Below are 15,437 nucleotides of genomic sequence, written 5' to 3'. Positions count from 1 at the left end.
CAGTCGCAGCCGACCGCCCCCGACCACCCGGAGTTGACGCATGACACGTTGGGCCTCGACCGTTGTTTCACGCAAATGGTGGGTCCTGACCCTCGCCGTGTTCGCCGTTCTGGTGAGCGGTGCATGGGGCACCGGCGTGTTCGCGAAGCTCAGCTCGGGTGGATTCACCGACCCCGGTAGCGAATCCGCCGAGGTCGCGCGAATCGTCGAGGCGAATCTGGGTCCGCAGACCCCGGACATCATCGCCATCTACACCGCACCCGACGGGAAGACCCTCGACGACATCGGCCCCCAGGTCACCGCGAGTCTCGACCGGTTCGCCGCCGAGGTGCCGACGTATTCGGTGAACTCCTACTGGACCGCGGACGCGACGCGGAAGCAGTCGATGGTGTCGGGGGACGGCACCAAGGCGTCCGCAGCGATCACCGTCGACCCGGATGCCGGGATCACCGCCGCCACGTTCAACGATCTGCTCCCGAAGCTCGAGGTGGAGGGCGTCGACACCGAGTTCGCCGGAAACTCGGTGGTGGGTGTGGCGTTCAACAACCGGCTGCAGCAGGACCTGGTGCTGGCCGAGGCGATCGCGCTCCCGATCACTCTCGTGTTGCTGGTCTTCATCTTCGGCGGACTGGTCGCCGCCGCCGTACCGGTGTTCGTCGGGCTGCTCTCGATATTCAGTGCCCTCGCGACGCTGCGCCTGCTGACACTGTTCACCGACGTCAGTTCGTTCGCGATCAACGTGGCATCCCTGCTGGGCCTGGGGCTCGCGATCGACTACGGCCTGTTCATCGTCGGCCGTTTCCGCGAGGAACTCGAGTCCGGCGCCGACGTGGCCGAGGCGACCCGGCGCACAGTCCTGACCGCGGGCCGCACCGTGCTGTTCTCCGGTCTGCTTCTCGTGTGCGCGTTCTCGGGAATGCTGGTCTTTCCGCAGGACGTGATCAAGTCGCTCGGGTTCGGGGCGATGGCCGCGGTCGCGAGTGCGGCGCTGCTGTCCCTCACCGCGGTGCCCGCGCTGCTCGCGATCCTCGGTCACCGCATCAACGCGCTGACCTGGCGCAAGGATGCGGCGCAGCGCGGTGAGGTGCGCGCCCGCACATTCTGGGGCTCCGTCGTCACCTGGGTGATGCGTCGGCCGGTCGCCATCGCGGTCGGGATCGTCGCGGGCCTGATGGTCCTCGCCGCGCCCCTGCTCAGCGCGTCACTCGGCGAGGTCACGTACACGGCGCTGCCCGAGAACGATCCGGCCCGTATCGCCACCGACACTCTCACCACCGAATTTCCCACCACCGGGAACGGCGCCACCCTCATCCTCCGGGGCACCGACGGCACCGCGCCCACTGCCGCCGACGGAGCCGCTGTCGCCCAGTCCGCCGGCCAGGTGCCGGGTATCGGCGCCGCCACTGTCGTCGCGTCGAACGGCGAACTGGTGGCGGTCCAGGCCGTCTACTCCGAGGGAGTCACCACCGACGATCAGAGCGCGGCGGTGGACGGTCTGCGCGCCATCTCCGTCCCCGAGGGGACAGAACTCCTCGTCGGCGGCGGACAGGCGACCGTCGACGACGGCAACGCGGCGATCGTGCACTGGATGCCGGTCATGATCGCGATCATGGTGGGGTCGACGCTGGTTCTGCTGTTCCTGGCATTCGGCTCGGTGGTGCTGCCGATCAAGGCCGTCGCGATGGCGGGGCTGAGTCTCGCCGCCACGTTCGGGGTGCTCACCTGGATCTTCGAGCTCGGACACGGAGCGGGCCTGCTCGGGGTCAGTCCGGCACCGCTCGAGGCGACGTTCGTGGTCCTCATACTCGCCGTGGTCTTCGGCCTGTCGACCGATTACGAGGTGTTCCTGATGTCGCGCATGGTCGAGGCGCACGAGGCGGGCGCGACCACGGAGGAGGCGGTGCGTTTCGGCACCGAGCGCACGGGCCGGATCGTGACGGCCGCCGCGCTGCTGCTCGTGGTGGTGACCGGGGCGTTTACCATCTCCGGTCTGTCGATCATGCGGTTCCTCGGCGTGGGCATGATCGTCGCGCTGCTCGTCGACGCGACCGTGGTGCGGATGCTCCTCGTTCCGTCCCTGGTGAAGCTGATGGGCGAGGCCAACTGGTGGGCTCCGGCCTGGATGAAGAAGGTGCACGCCAAGGTGGGTCTCGGCCACTAGTGCATCATCTTACTTTGGAGTAAGTTCGGGGCATGGCCACCTTCCTCGTCACCGGCGGTACCGGATTCCTGGGTCGGCACGTGCTGCCTCTGATCCTCGACCGCGATGCATCAGCCGAGATCCACGTCCTCGTCCGGCGCGCGTCCGTCGCGCGACTGGAGGCGCTCGCCGACGGCATGCCCGGCGGCGAACGGGTGCATCCGCTGATCGGCGACCTGACCGAGCCCGGCCTCGGACTCACCTCCGCGCCCGCTGCCGATCACGTCCTGCACCTCGGCGCAATCTACGACCTCACCGCCGGCGACGAGCAGGCCAGCACGAACGTCGACGGCACCCGTTCGGTGATCGAACTGGCCCGGCGACTGGACGCGACCCTTCACCACGTCTCCTCGATCGCCGTCGCAGGAGACCACGAGGGGCCGTTCCGGGAAACCGATTTCGATCTCGGGCAGGGTTTCCCCACCCCGTACCACCGCACCAAGTTCGAGGCCGAGAAGCTGGTCCGCGAAGCCGAGGGCCTGCGCCGGCGCATCTACCGCCCCTCCGCGGTGGTCGGCAGTTCCCTCACCGGCGAGATGGACAAGATCGACGGGCCGTACTACTTGTTCCCTGCCATCGCGGCGCTCGCGAAACTCCCCGAGGCGCTGCCCGTGGCGGTCCCCCGGATCGGCTCGACCAACGTCGTGCCCGTCGACTACGTGGCGGCAGCGATCGTGGAGTTGATGTCGGCGCCGGGACGGGACGGTCGGGCGTTCCATCTCGTGAATCCGCGCCCCCAGCCGGTCCGCGAGATCTACGCCGCGCTCGCCAAGGCAGCCGGCGCACCACATCCCGCGATCGGTCTGCCCGGCGAACTCGTCCGCCCGTTCCTCACCCCCACCCCCGACTCCGCCCTCGACACGGGCCGCAAGGCAGTGCTCGGCGCGCTCGGCATCCCGCCGGTCCTCGTCGAGAATCTGACCCTGCCCACGGTGTTCGACGATCGCGACACCCGCGAGGCGCTGCGCGGCACCGGCATCGAGGTCCCTCCCTTCGCCTCGTACGCCGGCAGGCTGTGGTCGTACTGGCGCGAGAATCTCGACCCCGACCGGGCGCGCAGGCCCCACCCCGCCGGACCGCTCGTGGGCAGGCACGTCGTCATCACCGGGGCATCGTCCGGGATCGGCCGGAGTTCCGCGATCGCGACGGCCCGCAAGGGCGCGAGGGTCATCCTGCTCGCCCGGCGCACCGCGGAACTCGACGCCGTGGTCTCCGAGATCCGCTCGGCGGGCGGCGAAGCCTACGGCTACCCCTGCGACATCACCGACGACGAGTCGGTCGAACACACTGTCAAAGCCGTTCTCGCCGAACACGACCACGTCGACATGCTCGTCAACAACGCGGGCCGCTCGATTCGCCGGGGGCTGTACCACTCGACGGACCGGCTCCACGATTTCGAACGGACCATGGCCGTCAACTACTTCGGCGCGGTCCGGCTGATCCTCGCCTTCCTCCCGCAGATGCGCGAGCGGCGGTTCGGTCACATCGTCAACATCAGCAGCGCCGGCGTCCAGGGGGCGACCCCACGGTTCGCCGCCTACGTCGCGAGCAAATCGGCTCTCGACGGATTCACCGACGTCGCGGCATCCGAAACCCTCTCGGACGGAATCACGTTCACGACCATCCACATGCCCCTCGTCGAGACGCCGATGATCGCGCCCACCGGCCGGTACAACATCGGGCCGATCACGTCCCCGGAGAAGGCGGCCGCGATGGTCGTCCGGGCGCTGATCGAACGCCCCAAACGCATCGACGTCCCGACCGGCACGCTCGGTGAACTCGGCCACGTCTTCGCGCCGGCGGTCAAGGATCGCGTGATGCACCAGATGTACCGCATGTTCCCCGATTCACCGGCCGCGAAGGGAACCGGCACGGACGACGCGTCGCCGGCCCCTCGGCGCACGCCGGAACCCCGGCACCACACGTCGTCGGTGCTCGGCCGCGCCGCCCGGAAGGTCGGAAGGCTGGTGCCCGGCACCCACTGGTGACGGCCTCAGGGGGCGAGGGCGCGGACTCCGGTGGCGACGACGGGTCGCACCGGTTTCGGCGCCGCCCCGCAACTCGCCGGCCGCGGTGGCAGTTCCCGCTCCTCGAGGTCGACGACCCAGCGACGCCCGTCGCGATGGGTGACAACCGAATTCGCATCCACCGTCAGCTCGTCGGCGGCCGCGTCCACCAGGTCGCGGACGGCGAGTTCCGCCACCTGCCGCGGGGCGTCCCAGCAACTGCGCCCGCGCAGCCCGGTCCGGTACACCTCGCCCCGGGCGGCGGCGCGGACCGCGTCGACGCTCTGCTGCGCCGACAGCCGGCCGTACGTGTAGCCCGTCGGCAGCAGGATCAGCGACGGCGCGAACCGATGCCCGCCGGTGTGCGAGCACTCCCACACCGCGTCGCCGAACTCCGCGGCCAGGCCGGCCGCGACCGGCCGGCCGAGCACGGCGCAGCACTGGTCTCTCTTTCCGTGCGCGCACACCAGGGCGACGGGGTCCGTCACCGGCGTGCCCAGACCCGGCGCCGGCCCCGCGACCAGACCGAGGTCCAGGTCGAGCAGGTCTTCCGGGTAGCCGACCTCCAGCCGCTCGCACCACGACCGCGCGGGATGCGACTGTGCCAGCAGCACCGTTCGCCGGTCCGGGGCCGCGGTGCCGCGGCCGGGTCGGCGGATGAACATGATCCGCACCCCGGCGGCCTCGGCGCGGGCGTCGAGATCCCGGGCCAGGTCCGGGCCGAGTGCCGTGCCGTCGAGCACGTCCCGGCCCCACGCGCCCGGGTACTCCAGGCACACCCAGCCGGTGACGTGCGCAGCAGTGCCCGCGAGCGGTTCGTCGGTCGCGGACAGCGCGGAACAGGTGGCGGTGATCGTGTCGGGCACGCTGCCATTGTGACAGCCGCCGAAAAATCGGTCAGTCGTGGAACTTCCTGCGCTCCGCCAGCTGCTGGACGAACTTCTCGATGCGGCGGGCCCGCGTCTCCGGGCGCTTGGCGTCCTGCAGCCGGTAGTAGACGGCGTACCGGTTGTGGCTGTCGAGCGTCGCGTAGAAGGCCTCGGCCTCGGGATTCCGCGCAAGGGCGGCCAGGAAGTCCTGCGGTATCTCCGCCGCCTTCTGTCCCGCATAGGCGCGGTCCCAGCGGCCGTCCGCCCTGGCCCGCTCGACTTCCGCCACGCCCGCGGGCTCGAGGAGACCGGCCTCCGCGAGCTTCTCCGCGAACTCGCGGTTCCGCTTCGACCAGGGACTCCGCGACGAGCGCGGGGTGAACCGTTGCACGAAGAAGTGCTCGTCGACGCGGCGGACCTGGCTGTCGATCCAGCCGTAGCACAGCGCGACCTCCAGAGCCGCGCCGTAGTCGATCGACGAATGCGCCGACCCCTTCTTGGCCATCTTCAGCCAGATACCGGGCGAGGAGGCGTGATGAACGGCGAGCCACTCCCGGAACTCGGCCTGGCCCGTGAAGTACTCGACGCTCAGCTCGACAGCACCCATGGGCCTGAATCTAGCGGGAGAACAGCCTTCCCGCCCAGACCCTCACGAATCCCTGGGACAGGTACCCGAGAGTCCCGAGTGCCAGCACCCATTTGGTGACGCTGACCGCGCTGGTGGTCCGCACGGTCGCGTCGGTGATGTGCTCACGGTGCGACAGCAGATACAGCCCGACGACGTTCTCGGCGTAATCGCCCGCCGCGGAGATCACCGGCGCCGCCGCCAGCACCCTCTGCGTTCTCGGCGACAGCGGGGTGAGTTCCGCCAGCCTCCGGCCGCCCGTGCGCAGTGCGACGGCGTAGATCAGCGGGTGGACGAAGTCCGGGTAGTAATGGCTGCGGTAGCGCGCCGTGTCGGAGTCGGTCATCCCGTCGAGGATCGACGTGTAGTCCCGCGCGGAGCGGGCCGTCTGGATCTCGGCGAGCCGGGGTGCCACGGGACCGAGCAGACGGAGGATGTTCGCCTGCGAGATCACGAATGCTGCGGACCAGCCGAGAAGTCTGCGGTCGAGTGCGGTGAGCGCCATGAGCAGATCCTGCCATGACGCCCAACTCGGCCCGTGCACCGCGAAGCAGGTCTCAGCCCGCGGCCTCGGACATCGCCTGGGCGTCCTCCTCGCCGAATTTCTCCTCGAGCGCCTCGGGCGAGTAGTCCAGGTCGATCTCCTCGACCGGGCGTCCGCGCGCCGACTCGATCGCCCCCAGCCTGCGCTGCGCACGATCCGCCGCGTAGGCGATGAACTCCTGGTCGTCGAGGCCGTACGGCTGCACCTCGAATTGCTTGTTGACCCAGTCGATCATGCCCAGTGCCAACGGCATCAGCTCCGCCATCCGTTCCTGGACCACTCCCCAGTTGCCGTCGTCGGCGGCGACGTGCCGGCGACAGGTGAACGTTCCCCACGCCATGTGGCGTCGTTCGTCGTCACCGATCCTGCGGACGAGTTCCTGCATCCCCGGCAGGATTCCGCGCGTCGTGCACACCTTCTGCCACGCGTAGTACCCGGTGAGCGCGAGGCTGCCCTCGATGACGTGGTTGTAGGTGACGCTCGCGCGCACCTGATTGGCCGGGCTGGGATCGGTCTCGAGGACCTTCAGCGATCCCGGCAACTCCTCGTAGAACAACTGCCGGTAGAACGGGTTGTCGGCGACGAACGGGTGCAGGTCGCGGGTCAGGCCCACCGCATCCATCCACAACCGGAACACCTGGGTGTGCTTGGCCTCCTCGAAACAGAACTGCGTCAGATACATCTCGTCGCCGAAGCGGCCCTCGGCGGCCATCGCCTTCATGAACGGCTGGATGTCCTCGGTGACCGCTTCCTCACCGGCGATGAACTGCGCGACCAGATACGTGGAGTTGCGCTGCTGCTCCGAGTTCAGCCCCTCCCAGTCCTCCGCGTCCCGGCTGAAGTCGAGGTCCGTGGGGTTCCAGAACTTGGCGTTGCCCTTCGTGAACAGCCGCAACGGGAACGCGTCCCAGTTGAGTCCCCCGTCGCGGAGCGAGCTGAACCCTTGCCTGCCGGGCGCGTAGGGACGTCCGGGCGTGAGTGTCGACATCGTGGGTCCTTCTTCCTCGTTCCGAGCCCCCTCTTTCCGTTTCCACGCTAGTCCTGTCGAGGCCGCCGCGGTTTACATTTTCGGACTTTTTGTCAGCTCGTCGGAGGCCGCATCAGAAACGGCAGGACCTCCGCCGCGAACTCGTCGTACCGGTCGCGGTGAATGCTGTGGCCGCCGGGAAACACCGCCACCCGGCACCGCGGAATCGCCGCGACCGCGGACTCGAGCTTGCGCGGGTCCACCATCCCGCCCGGTCCGCCGCGCAGGATGAGCGTGTCGGCCTCGATGTCCGGCAATCTGTCCCACCACAACGAATCCGGGCGGCGGAACTGCTCGATCGCCGAGCCCGTCATCGACCGGTCGAAGGCGAACACGGCCCGCGGATGCCGGATGACGCTCGTCGTCGCGTGCCAGAGTTCCGGCAGCGACGGCAATCGGTTCGCGAACACCTGTTCCGGGTCACCGGGACGCAACGGGAGCGGGGCCTCCTCGATCACCAGCCGGCGGACCAGCCCGGGGCGGGCCTGCGCCGCGAGCGACGCGGCATGACCCCCGAGCGAGTGCCCGACGAGATCCACCCTCGTCAACCCCAGGTTGTCGCACACCTCCACCACGTCGGCGCCGAACTCCTCGAACAGGTACGACGCGGCCCGCGCGCTGCGCCCGTGCCCCCGCAGGTCCGGGACGAGGACTCGTCGCCCGCGGGCGACGAGTGCGCGGGCGAAGCGGTCCCAGGTGCCGCCGTCACCACCCATCCCGTGCACCAGGACCACCGGCACCGTCCCCGGGTCCGAGGATCCGCCGCTGTCCCGGTAGGCGATCTCGATACCGGCGCGTGTCGGGGTCGTCCTGCTCGTGTCCACGACAATCCAGACTAGCGAGCACCGGCACCCCGGCCGCGGACTACCGGCCCGACCCGTACGGGCGGGTGATGATCTCCAGGTAGTGGCCGGACGGGTCGAGGAAGTAGACGCCCCTCCCGCCGTCGTTGGTGTTGATGGTGCCCGGCAGCGTCTGCCGCGGATCCGCCCAGTGGTCGAGACCCCACTCGACGATCAGGCCGTAGATCCGGTCGAAGTCGTCCTCCCCGACGAGGAACGCGTAGTGCTGCGGCTGGAATTCGATCGGCGGTTCCGCGAAGTCGAGGGACACCCCGTTGTCGAGGGCCACCGCGAGGAAATGGCCGGCGGGCACGGCGTCCGGCAGTCCGAACAGCGTGGTGAAGAAGGTCGCCGACTCCTGCTTGTCCTTCGCGGCGACGATGGTGTGGTTGAAAGAAATGGTCACAGTCGACCCTTTCGAGGTATGCCACGAGCCGACGATGCGTCTGTGGCCGGCCTCCATGCCTGACGCTGTCCGCCACCGGCACGCGACCCTCTGCACAGCAAAGCATTTCGGACGGTGGGTCCGCAAGGACGACACCCGACGGCCCCGGTGTCACTCATAGATTCCCTCCACCGACCAGCGGCCCGCCGTGCAGATCACCAGCAGCGCCCGCGACTCCTCCAGCAGCACCTGCGCCCGGGCCGCCGTCCGCGCCGCCGGAGGGTCCCACCACCGCTCGTCCACCGGCCACGGTCCGGCCCATCCGCACACCGCCCACTCTCGACTCCCCCACCGCAGCCGCGCGGGAGGCGCGCTGAACACACCACGTTCCGTGACCGTCACGGCAATACCCCGCTCGTCCGACATCCACACCTCCGGATACGCGGTCAGCACCGCGGCGGGCGCCGGTTCCGGCAAGGTGCCCGGCCACGGCTCCGACGGATCGTTGCGAGGAATCAACTCGTCGCCCAACGGCAGCAACGTGATGCGCTCCGCCGGTCCCCGCCCACCGCTGAGGACCCCCACCTGCACGGCTTCCCCGCCGAGCAGGCCCTGCACCCGCACCAGGGCCCGCCGGGCCCGTTCGTCCTGGTCGCCGACCCCACCCCACAGCCCCAGTTGCAGGGCGCCCGCCGCCACCACTTCCACCGGTTCGAGCCGCAGGACGGCGATACCGGCGGTGGGCCGCTTCTCGCTGCGCCCGGTCAGCCACCCGTCCAGCTGCCACCGCACCCGGTCCGCCGTCGCCTCGGGGGTCAGCGGCTCCGCGCACCTCCAGATCCGGGACAGTTGTTCACCGTTGCCGGTGCTCGCCGAGATCGACAGCCGGGTGCAGGCCACCGCGGCGTCCGACAGCGTGCGATGAAGCTTCTCCGCCAACGCCCGTCCCGCGAAGGCGGCGGCGTCGACCCGTTCGATGACGGGATCGCACCGTTCCTCGACCTCCAGGTCCGGAGGCAGCGACCGCCCGGACGGGGGACGCTCCGGCGCACCCCGCGCGGCCCGATGCGCCAGCACCGCATCGGTTCCGAACCGCGAAGCCACATCGCCCGCCGACAACGCGGCGAAACTGCCGATCGTGCGCAACCCGAGCCGGTGCAGCAGATCGACCAGCTCTCCGCGATGGGGCGCCGCGAGACTCGGCTCCGCGGCCAACTCCCGCATCGGGAGCGGCGCCAGGAAGGCCGCCCCCTCACCGGGTGGCACGAGAGTTGCTCTGCGCGCGGCGATCACGGCCGTGGACAGTTGATCGGCGATACCGACCTGGCACTCCACCCCCACCGCCGACACCTGGTCCACCAGCCGTTCCGCAGCGGCTTCCTCCGAACCGAAATACCGGGCGACGCCGCGAGCGGACAGCACCACCAGACCGGGCCGCAGCACCTCGACGCCGGGCGCCACCGCGTCGACGGCCGAGGCGACCGGCTCGAACAGCCGCGCGTCGCGGTCGGGATCGGCTGCCACCACGTACAACCGGGGGCACCGGGCCTGGGACTCGCGGCGGCGCAGACCTCGGCGCACCCCGTCCGCGCGGGCCGGCGCCGAGCAGGCGATCACCCGGTTGCCCGACGTCACCGCCACCGGATGGGTGGGTGGGAGGTCCGTGGCGGCGGCCGCCGCGACCGCGGGCCAGTCGGGGCACCACAGCGCCAGAACCCGGCTCACAGGCCCACCACCTCCGCCCCCTCGGGGACGGGACCGCCGTCGAGGGACACCACCGGTTCCGGGGTGCTCACCCATTCCACCCGGCCCTGCGCCGACCGCACGTCCAGCCGGGTGGTGCGCGGCTGGAACGACCGTCCCCGGGCGCACACCGCCAGGCTGAGGGATCGCAATCGTCCGCAGCCCCGGTCCTGAGATCCGTTGCCCAGCCCGGCATAACCGTGTACCCGCGCCTCCAGCCGCATCTCCGCGCCGTCCCAGTGCCCGTCCGTGACGACCAGGGTGGACCCCTTGCTCCGGGCCCGGGCCACCACCGCACGCGCACGTGACGGCGCCACCGACGCCCCTCCCAGCCCGAGCACCACCAGATCCATTCCGTCCAGCAGCACCGCGGCGATCTCCACCGGATCGGCACCCGGATCCGGGATCAGGGCCAGCCGTTCCAGCTGCGCACCCATCTCGACCGCGGCCAGCACCCCGAGCCGGGGGTGCCCGATCACCGCGACGTGACCGCCGCCCCCGGTGACGGACGCGACCAACCCCAGCAGAAGCGAGGTGGCACCCGACACCGACACCACCGAACCGCGCACCAGCCCGCCCCGGGGAAGGAGACCGGCCAGCGCCGCCGGGACCGGGAGCACCCCGGCGGCGTGGGAATCAGGAGCCGCGGACGCGCCCGTCGCAGGAAACCCGCCCTCCACCGGGGCCCGGCTCGCCACCGATTCACCGCGTGCGGGAACAGCGGCCATCCGTCGCCGGAGGTAGTCCAGACGCTCCTGCCGGGACAGCCCGGACAACTCGGGAGACCCCGGCACCGGAAACCCCGGCTCGCCGGCCACTTCAGCCAACTCGACACCCCTGTCACTCGGCACCAACAGCGGTCGGCAACCACGGGGAAGACGCGGCTCGAACAGACGCTTTGTTCGAACGTATTTTCGAACTCGTTTCCAGTAAAGCCGGTCCGCACATACCCGTCAAGTGGACCCCGAACGAGCAGGTCAGGGCGGCCGCGCGTCCCGTGTCCGCACAATCCTCTAACCTGAACGCGTGATGGAGCAGGAGCAGAGCGAAAGGGGCATCGGACCCGAATACCTGGTGGCCGGAAGGTACCGCCTGCGGTCCAAACTGGGCGGCGGCGGAATGGGCGCGGTCTGGCTCGCACGGGACACCCTGCTGCACCGCGACGTCGCCATCAAACAGGTCACCACGACGGCCGGACTCGACCCCGACGAGGCCCGACGGGTCCGCGACCGCACCATGAGGGAAGGCCGCAACGCCGCCAAACTCGCGCACCGCCATTCCATCGCGATGTACGACGTGGCGCTCGAGGCCGGGGAGCCCTGGCTGGTCATGGAGTACCTGCCGTCCCGCAGCCTCGCCCAGGCGATGAACATCGCCGACACCCTGCCCCCGCTCGAGGTCGCCCAGATCGGCGCGCAGGTGGCCGACGCGCTCACCGCCGCCCACGCCGCCGGGATCGTGCACCGGGACATCAAGCCGGGCAACATCCTCGTCGCCGACCGCGGCCGCGAACTCGGCACCGTGAAGATCAGCGACTTCGGCATCGCCCGGGCCAAGGGCGATTCCGCGGACACCGCGAACGGGGTCATCACCGGCACGCCCGCGTACTTCTCCCCCGAGGTCGCCCGCGGCCAGGACCCCACCGAGGCCAGCGACGTCTTCTCGCTCGGGTCCACGCTGTACACCGTCGTCGAAGGGCAGCCGCCGTTCGGGATCGACACCGATTCCATCGCACTCCTGCACCGGGTCGCGAAGGCCGAGATCTACCGTCCGAGCAAGGCCGGACCCCTCACCGACACGCTGCTGCACCTTCTCGAACCCGACCCCGCGCGTCGTCCGACGATGGCCGAGGCCCGCGACGCCCTGGCCCGGGTGGCCATGGCCGGGGACGGCAACGTCGCGCACCTCGTCGGCTCGCCCGTCTATTCCGCGGACGGCACCATCCCGGCCTGGGCCCACCGGTCGACACCGTTGCCCGATTCACGACGGCGCGGAAAACTGGTGAGTTCCACGCAGGCCGGTCTGCCCGCCGTGCATCAGAGCACCCCGTTGAAGAACGTGCCGCGTCCGCTCGGCCGGTTGCAGTGGCCTCCGCGCCCGGCGAAACCCGCTCCGGGTTCGCCTGCCCCCACCGTCCGCGACCAGGTGGTCGCGTGGGCGCCGATCGCCATGGGTGTCATGGTCGCGATCCTGATCCTGGCCGTGCTGGTGGCCGTGATCGTCCTGCTCGCGCAGCCCTGACCTCCGAGGGCCTCAGTCGATCCGCCTGCGATGCGCCCACCTCGTGAGCGCATTCCGGTTGGACTGCTGCGTCTTCCGCAGCACGTTCGACGCATGCGTTTCGACCGTCTTCACCGAGATCACCAGTTCCTCGGCGATCTCGCGGTAAGTGTAACCGCGGGCGAGGAGGCGCAGCACTTCCAGCTCCCGCGGGGTCAGCGAGTCCAGCTCCGGATCCAGCTGCGGCTCAGGAGCATTGGAACGTCCGGTGAAGGAGTCCAGGACGAAACCGGCGAGCCGCGGACTGAAGACGGCGTCACCGCCCGCGACCCGGCGCACGCCGTCGGCGAGCTCGGCGCCCGAGATCGTCTTGGTGACGTACCCACGGGCGCCCGCACGAATCACGGCGATCACGTCCTCGGCGGCGTCGGACACACTCAGCGCCAGGCACACCGGACCCGACTCGATGCCCCGCAGTACGGCGACACCGCCGCCGTCGGGCATGTGGACGTCGAGCAGCACGACGTGCGGCGAGGTGGCGTTGATCCCGGACACCGCCTCCGCGACACCGCCCGCCTCGCCCACCACTTCCATGTCCGCTTCCCTGCCGAGCTCGGCGCGGACACCGGAGCGGAACACGGCATGATCGTCGACGAGAAAGACACGGTACGGGGGTGTTTCAGGCAAAGTCACTGCGGCTGTTCCTCGGCGTGGGCGGTAGTGTCACCCCACTGTAGAGCGTGTCGCACGATTCACCAGGTCGCCGCACCACCGCCGGCATCCCGTCTTCGCCGTCCATGGCGATATCCGATTCGACGATGGCAAAGACACTTCGGAACCAGGCCTTCACCAGATACCCGAAGCCCGGCCACGTTCCGTCCTCCGGCCGCACAACACAGAGATCCGTCATCCACTTGCCGAACGTCGCATGGAATCGCGCCTGGAATACGGTCCGGTGGACGAACGAGACCACGATCCACGCCGGTATCGCGGCGAGTCCCGCCGTTGCCCCTGCCATACTCGACGACACCGAGTCTCCCGCCGTCCGCAGCACGTACACGATGACGCCGACCATCCCGGCGAACAGCGCATGCAGCGCGACATCCAGCGCCAGCGCGACTCCTCGTCGCAGGCGACCGGCGGGCTGGGCCCGCCGCCGAGCGCCGGTCCTGTTCACCGCAGCCGCCCGTCGATCTCTTCGCTGACGCGCCGGACTTCGTCGTCGAGTCCGGTCCGGTCCAGCACCTCGTCGGCAACGGCATCGGCGAACCTCGGTTTACCCACCGTCTCCTCCTGCACGTAGGAGCCGAGCACGCCCCCGAATTGAGAGCGCGGATCGGTGAATTTCAGCCCGAACGCACCGTTGACCGCACCTTTCACCACGCCCTGCACCGCTCCCTTGCCGCTCGCCTCGGCGACGTTGCCCCAGTCCACGGTGTCGCGCCGGCCCACGTGCATCTCATACCCTTGAAGCGCAGCCTCGAGCCCGGCCTGAGTTGCAGCGCCACCTGCCGCACCGACGGCGGCACGTCCGAGGATCGAGGTGATCAGCTGCCGCACGATCATCCGCACGGTGACCTGTGTGGCGGCCTCCGCCGCGAACGCGGCCGGACTCGCCGCACCGAACGTCATCGCGCTGGCCGCGGCTACCGCGACGAGTTCGGCCGCCAGCGCCACCAGCGCCGCGATGATCGACAGCTTCGCGACCCGGATGTCGTCGGCCGACCAGTCCAGAGTGTCACCGAGTTCGTGTAACAACCCCGACAACTCGCGCAACGCGCCGTCCGCGCCGATCCGCGCCCACTGCTGCGCCATCGCGGTCTCGACATCGCCACCGACCCCGGACAACGCCGACCGCATCGCGGCATCGGCCTCGTCGATGATGTCGTCGAGCGCGGCCCCGGCGTCCTTCCACCCCTGCCCGAGCCGTTCCATCGCCGTCTCGTCCGCATCGGGCCAGTCCGCCCCGACCACCTTCTCCGCCAGCCACCGGACACCACCCGGAACCTCGATGCCCATCAGAACAGCCCGGCGAGGCTGGACGCGGTGCCGCGGTCGGTGTCGTCGAACGAATCGGCGGTGCTCCGGAGCCTGGATCCGACCGCCGCCAGCGCCGCGACGGCGAACCCCAGCGAGTGTTCGGCTGTGTCCGCGGACGGCAGGTACCCGTTCGCGAACGTCGTCCCGGTCTCGTCGGCGCCCCAGCACTCGCCCTCCCCGTCGAGGGTTGCGGTCAGGGTGGCGGCGACCTCGGCCATCCGCTGCGACAGGGCATCGAATCGGGGTGCGACGCCGCGCAGATGTGCGGGGTCCACCCACAGGTGCGCGCTCACTGCCATCCGTCCCGCAGCAGCGGCCGATTCCACTGCCCGTCGTCGCGATCATCCGGGTCCGGATCAGCTGGGAGGACGCGGACGTCGGGTTCGAGGGGCGGGAGGAAGTCCCGCAGGCTCGGGGCGCCGGGAACGAGGTCCGGCAGATCCGGCACAGTCTCGGTCGCGGACACGATCGATCCCATGATGCGCATCGACTCGGCGTGGGCGGCCTCGCCGGCGCGCCGCGCGGCGTCAGTCATGGCACGCCCCAGCGATTCGGGAGTGGACCGCCGGAACGCGTCCGGCGCCAGGTGCACCTCGACCACCCCGCCGACCGAGTTCACCACCACCTGCACGAGCCCGTCGGCGGACGTCCCGCTCACCCGTAGCTGCGCCACCTGGTGCTGAGCGGCATGCAGATCCTGCGTCTGCCGGTCGAGCGTGGTCAGCATCGAATCGATCTGTCCCTGCAGTTCCTGCTCTCGCACCCGCAGACCTTCACGGTCGAACATGAATCCCCCCTTGACGTCTCGCGTCGCACCCCGCCGCGGCACGGTGCGACCACACGACCCCCACAGTCGCGTCGCGGGCGAACACTACCCCCTCATGGGGACAGCATGCGAGCAGACACCGCGCACCCGGTGAACCGACAGGAGAAAGC

General features: G+C 70.0%; 16 protein-coding genes. 3 read left to right on the top strand and 13 right to left on the bottom strand.

What is annotated here, in order from left to right; translation table 11 throughout:
• The first annotated feature begins 40 nt into the window (after positions 1-40).
• Both ROP_RS31190 and ROP_RS31185 read left to right on the top strand, forming a co-directional pair.
• Positions 41-2,161 (top strand): MMPL family transporter, encoded by a 2,121-nt coding sequence (locus ROP_RS31190; protein ID WP_015889986.1) that lies wholly within the window; start codon positions 41-43, stop codon positions 2,159-2,161.
• 32 nt (positions 2,162-2,193) lie between these two features.
• Entirely contained in the window at positions 2,194-4,188 is a 1,995-nt protein-coding gene (locus tag ROP_RS31185) for an SDR family oxidoreductase (protein ID WP_015889985.1), read from the top strand.
• A 5-nt stretch (positions 4,189-4,193) separates the two neighbouring features.
• On the opposite strand, the gene ROP_RS31180 is transcribed toward ROP_RS31185, so the two are convergent.
• The 8 genes from ROP_RS31180 to ROP_RS31145 all read right to left on the bottom strand — a co-directional run bounded on the left by ROP_RS31180 (position 4,194) and on the right by ROP_RS31145 (position 11,059).
• Positions 4,194-5,072, bottom strand: a complete 879-nt coding sequence (locus tag ROP_RS31180; RefSeq protein WP_015889984.1) for a sucrase ferredoxin — start codon at positions 5,070-5,072, stop codon at positions 4,194-4,196.
• 31 nt (positions 5,073-5,103) lie between these two features.
• Positions 5,104-5,682: a YdeI/OmpD-associated family protein gene (locus ROP_RS31175; protein WP_015889983.1), complete on the bottom strand. Its 579-nt coding sequence runs from the start codon at positions 5,680-5,682 to the stop codon at positions 5,104-5,106.
• Positions 5,683-5,692: 10 nt separating this feature from the next.
• A complete protein-coding gene (locus tag ROP_RS31170) occupies positions 5,693-6,205 on the bottom strand; it encodes a hypothetical protein (protein ID WP_015889982.1) in 513 nt (170 codons plus the stop codon).
• A 52-nt stretch (positions 6,206-6,257) separates the two neighbouring features.
• Positions 6,258-7,232, bottom strand: a complete 975-nt coding sequence (locus ROP_RS31165) for a R2-like ligand-binding oxidase (RefSeq protein ID WP_015889981.1) — start codon at positions 7,230-7,232, stop codon at positions 6,258-6,260.
• Positions 7,233-7,324: 92 nt separating this feature from the next.
• Positions 7,325-8,095 (bottom strand): alpha/beta fold hydrolase, encoded by a 771-nt coding sequence (locus tag ROP_RS31160; RefSeq protein ID WP_015889980.1) that lies wholly within the window; start codon positions 8,093-8,095, stop codon positions 7,325-7,327.
• 40 nt (positions 8,096-8,135) lie between these two features.
• Positions 8,136-8,576: a VOC family protein gene (locus ROP_RS31155; RefSeq protein ID WP_043825676.1), complete on the bottom strand. Its 441-nt coding sequence runs from the start codon at positions 8,574-8,576 to the stop codon at positions 8,136-8,138.
• Positions 8,577-8,669: 93 nt separating this feature from the next.
• The gene (locus ROP_RS31150) at positions 8,670-10,223 is read right to left on the bottom strand and encodes a DNA polymerase Y family protein (RefSeq protein ID WP_015889978.1); all 1,554 of its coding nucleotides are present in this window, start codon (positions 10,221-10,223) and stop codon (positions 8,670-8,672) included.
• Positions 10,220-11,059, bottom strand: coding sequence for a hypothetical protein (locus tag ROP_RS31145; RefSeq protein WP_015889977.1), 840 nt, complete (start codon positions 11,057-11,059; stop codon positions 10,220-10,222). The genes ROP_RS31150 and ROP_RS31145 overlap by 4 nt, the downstream gene beginning before the upstream one ends.
• A gap of 211 nt (positions 11,060-11,270) precedes the next feature.
• Between ROP_RS31145 and ROP_RS31140 the strand changes: the two genes are divergently transcribed.
• Positions 11,271-12,482: a serine/threonine-protein kinase gene (locus ROP_RS31140; RefSeq protein WP_043825671.1), complete on the top strand. Its 1,212-nt coding sequence runs from the start codon at positions 11,271-11,273 to the stop codon at positions 12,480-12,482.
• A gap of 12 nt (positions 12,483-12,494) precedes the next feature.
• On the opposite strand, the gene ROP_RS31135 is transcribed toward ROP_RS31140, so the two are convergent.
• The 5 genes from ROP_RS31135 to ROP_RS31115 are packed head-to-tail and all read right to left on the bottom strand — an operon-like array spanning position 12,495 to position 15,288.
• Positions 12,495-13,154, bottom strand: a complete 660-nt coding sequence (locus ROP_RS31135; RefSeq protein ID WP_015889975.1) for a response regulator — start codon at positions 13,152-13,154, stop codon at positions 12,495-12,497.
• Positions 13,141-13,638 carry an RDD family protein gene (locus ROP_RS31130; RefSeq protein ID WP_015889974.1) on the bottom strand — a complete coding sequence of 166 codons (498 nt, stop codon included), beginning with the start codon at positions 13,636-13,638 and terminating at the stop codon, positions 13,141-13,143. The genes ROP_RS31135 and ROP_RS31130 overlap by 14 nt, the downstream gene beginning before the upstream one ends.
• Positions 13,635-14,480 (bottom strand): hypothetical protein, encoded by an 846-nt coding sequence (locus tag ROP_RS31125; RefSeq protein ID WP_015889973.1) that lies wholly within the window; start codon positions 14,478-14,480, stop codon positions 13,635-13,637. Before ROP_RS31125 ends, ROP_RS31130 begins: the two co-directional genes overlap by 4 nt.
• Positions 14,480-14,794: a WXG100 family type VII secretion target gene (locus ROP_RS31120; RefSeq protein WP_015889972.1), complete on the bottom strand. Its 315-nt coding sequence runs from the start codon at positions 14,792-14,794 to the stop codon at positions 14,480-14,482. Before ROP_RS31120 ends, ROP_RS31125 begins: the two co-directional genes overlap by 1 nt.
• A complete protein-coding gene (locus tag ROP_RS31115; protein ID WP_015889971.1) occupies positions 14,791-15,288 on the bottom strand; it encodes a YbaB/EbfC family nucleoid-associated protein in 498 nt (165 codons plus the stop codon). Before ROP_RS31115 ends, ROP_RS31120 begins: the two co-directional genes overlap by 4 nt.
• Between the last annotated feature and the right edge of the window lie 149 nt (positions 15,289-15,437).

Source organism: Rhodococcus opacus B4 (genome assembly GCF_000010805.1).
GTDB lineage: Bacteria > Actinomycetota > Actinomycetes > Mycobacteriales > Mycobacteriaceae > Rhodococcus_F > Rhodococcus_F opacus_C.
Note: the sequence above shows the minus strand (reverse complement) of the source record. Positions and strands in the feature narration are given on the sequence as shown.